The organism is Micromonospora craterilacus, from assembly GCF_003236315.1.
GTDB classification, from domain to species: domain Bacteria; phylum Actinomycetota; class Actinomycetes; order Mycobacteriales; family Micromonosporaceae; genus Micromonospora; species Micromonospora craterilacus.
Window position 1 is genome coordinate 1 of sequence record NZ_POTY01000408.1, and the last position, 2,882, is coordinate 2,882.

The following is a 2,882-nucleotide window of genomic DNA, read 5'->3' on the forward strand; positions in this document are numbered from 1 at the left end:
GCCCCGGTGTGCTGGGCGGCAGGGCAGCCCGGTGCGGCCGCGGTGTTTCCTGCGGGTGGCCGCCCGGTCCCGTGGGCGGCCGTCGTGTGCTCAGGTCATCAGGCTGGTGAGGAAGTCGCCGAGCCCCTGGGCCATCATCATCAGGGTCGCTCCGATGGCCTTGAACATCTGCGCGGCGCCCTCCGGCCGGAACGCCATGAAGTAGATCAGGAACGCAAGGCTTCCCCAGGCGAGCACCTTCTTCACGAATACCGGCATCGTCCCTCCCCAGGGCCGGTGGTGCGGCTGGCTTCCCGCCGGGGAGCGAGGCAAACGACGCGTGCCGGGTCTGCGGGCTCGGTGAGCCGGACGAACTACGGCGCCGGTGGGCTCACAGGTAGAGCCCGGTGGCGTTCTCCTCGACCCGCTCGGCGGCCACCGCGTGCACATCGCGTTCGCGCAGCAGCACGTAGCCACGGCCGTGCAGCTCGACCTCCGAACGGTCGTCGGGGTCGAAGAGCACCCGGTCGCCGGAGACGATCGAGCGTACGTGCGGCCCGACTCCCACCGCAGTGGCCCACGCCAGGCGCTTGCCCATGGCCGCAGTGGCCGGGATCACGATGCCGGCGGTGGAGCGGCGCTCACCCTCGCTGCCCTCCATCCGCACCAGCACGCGGTCGTGCAGCAGCCGGATGGGCAGGCCGGAGTCGAGGTTCTGGTCGGCTGTCACGCCGGAGACGCTACCGTGTCGCCCCCGGCCCGGCGTCGGTGGTCACCGGATCAAGCGGCGTCCGGCAGGCGCAATGTGTGGCGGAACTGGCCTACCGTTGTGGCGTCGGGCGTATCCTGTCCGACCTGACGCCGTACGCGGGCCGAATCTTCGCCGGGAGGTGCGCTTGAGCCGATTCGAGCGGATACGTGGGCGGCTGCGTCGCGCGTACGAGTCAGGACGGGAATCGGTTCGCACCGCCCGCAACACCCCACCCGAGGTACCCGAGCCGGCCAAGGTGGCCTCACCGGCCGCTCCGGGGCCGGCGGCACCACCGACCGCGACCGTGGTCGGTGCCGAACCGCCGGCCGCCCTGCACAACTCCACCGCCAGCCGTGACGACGCGGACGTGCCGCACGCGCTACGGATAGCCGCCGCTTGGTCGTGGCGGCTGATCGCCGTCGGCATCGTGTTCTGGGCGCTGCTCAAGATCGTCAGCACCATCAGCATCGTGATCATCCCGCTCGCCGTGGCGATGTTGCTCTCGGCACTGCTGGCGCCCGCGGTGGGCTGGCTGCTGCGGGCCCGGCTGCCGAGGTCGCTGGCGACCGCCGTGGTGCTGGTCGGGGGCCTGGTCGCACTGATCGGCACGCTGACCCTGGTGGTCAACGAGTTCATCCGGGGCGTGCCGGAGTTGGCCAAGAAGTCGACCCAGGGGCTGCAACAGATCCAGGACTGGCTCCAGACCGGGCCGCTGCACCTGTCCGACAACGACCTCAACCGGTACCTCGAAGAGGCCCAGCAGTGGGTCAACAACAACACCGAGCGGTTCACCAGCGGTGCGCTGTCCACCGCCACCACCCTGGCCGAGGTGTTGACCGGCACGGTGCTGGTGCTCTTCGCGACCTTCTTCTTCCTGCGCGACGGCAACATGATCTGGCGCTTCCTGGTCCGGCTGCTGCCGGTGGCGGCCCGGTGGAAGGTCGACGACGCCGGCCGGGCCTCCTGGGCCACCCTGGTCGCCTACGTCCGGGCGACCCTGCTGGTCGCCTTCATCGACGCCCTCGGCATCGGCATCTTCCTCTTCATCTTCGACGTCCCGTTCGCCCTCCCGTTGGCCGCACTGGTCTTCCTCGGCGCGTTCATCCCGATCGTCGGTGCGACGCTCTCCGGCGGCGTGGCGGTGCTGGTCGCGCTGGTCGACAGCGGGCCGGTGACCGCGTTGATCATCCTCGGCGTGGTGATCGGGGTGCAGCAGGTCGAGGGGCACATCCTCCAACCGCTGATCATGGGCCGCGCGGTGGCCATCCACCCGCTCGCGGTGATCATCGGTCTGGCCGCCGGCGTGGTGCTCGCCGGGATCACCGGTGCACTGGTCGCGGTGCCGCTGATCGCGGTGCTCAACACGGCGGTGCGCCGGCTCGCCGCCCGCCGCGTCCCGGACACCCCGCCCGACGCGGTCGTCGTCGCCTCCCGGGCCCCCTGATCCACGACCGCCGGCGGTTGTTCAGCTGTCGGCGAGCCGGGTCAGGGCGCCCCGCACCACCTCGGGGCGGGTGGTGTACCAGAACGGCGGCAACGAGCGGCGCAGGAACGGGCCGTAGCCGCGGGCGGTCTCCAGCCGGGAGTCGAGCACGGCCACCACGCCCCGGTCGGCGGTGGCCCGGATCAGCCGGCCCACGCCCTGAGCCAGGCGGACCGCCGCGATCGGGACGCTGACCGCGGCGAAACCCGACCCGCCCTGCGCGTCGACCGCCGCGGCCCGCGCGGCGGCCAGCGGTTCGTCGGGCCGGGGGAAGGGCAGCCGGTCGATCACCACCAGCTGGCAGGCGTCGCCCGGCACGTCCACCCCCTGCCACAGGGACATCACCCCGAACAGGCAGCTCGACCGCTCCTCCCGGAACCGGCGGACCAGCAGCGGCAACGCCTCCTCGCCCTGCAACAGCACCGGCAGGTCGGTCCGCGCCCGCACCAGCTCCGCCGCCTGCTGCGCGGCCCGCCGGGAGGAGAACAACCCGAGCGTACGGCCACCCAGCGCGGTGACCAGCGCGAGCAGCTCCTCCCCGGCCGCGTCGGGCAACCCGGAGACCCCGGGCCGGGGCAGGTGCGCGGCCACGTACAGGATCCCCTGGCGGGCGTAGTCGAACGGCGAGCCGACATCCAGCGACCGCCAGCCCGCCCCGGAGTCAATGAC

At 72.3% G+C, this 2,882-nt stretch carries 4 protein-coding genes; 1 reads left to right on the forward strand and 3 read right to left on the reverse strand.

Annotation, left to right across the window (positions count from 1 at the left end; genetic code table 11):
- Positions 1–90 precede the first annotated feature (90 nt).
- Positions 91–258 (reverse strand): hypothetical protein, encoded by a 168-nt coding sequence (locus C1I95_RS36045; RefSeq protein ID WP_199524026.1) that lies wholly within the window; start codon positions 256–258, stop codon positions 91–93.
- A 112-nt stretch (positions 259–370) separates the two neighbouring features.
- A complete protein-coding gene (locus C1I95_RS33115; protein WP_111219963.1) occupies positions 371–709 on the reverse strand; it encodes a GroES family chaperonin in 339 nt (112 codons plus the stop codon).
- Between the two features lie 166 nt (positions 710–875).
- Here C1I95_RS33115 and C1I95_RS33120 point away from each other — a divergent pair, with 166 nt between their 5' ends.
- A complete protein-coding gene (locus C1I95_RS33120) occupies positions 876–2,174 on the forward strand; it encodes an AI-2E family transporter (RefSeq protein WP_233514041.1) in 1,299 nt (432 codons plus the stop codon).
- Positions 2,175–2,195: 21 nt separating this feature from the next.
- Here the strand turns inward: C1I95_RS33120 and C1I95_RS33125 are convergent.
- A partial coding sequence (locus tag C1I95_RS33125; protein WP_146605939.1) for an ATP-dependent DNA helicase occupies positions 2,196–2,882 on the reverse strand: 687 nt, incomplete at its 5' end.

Excerpts from the sequence above, each read along its gene's own strand:
- C1I95_RS36045 (WP_199524026.1), bottom strand. The coding sequence starts at position 258 with ATGCCGGTATTCGTGAAGAAGGTGCTCGCCTGGGGAAGCCTTGCGTTC.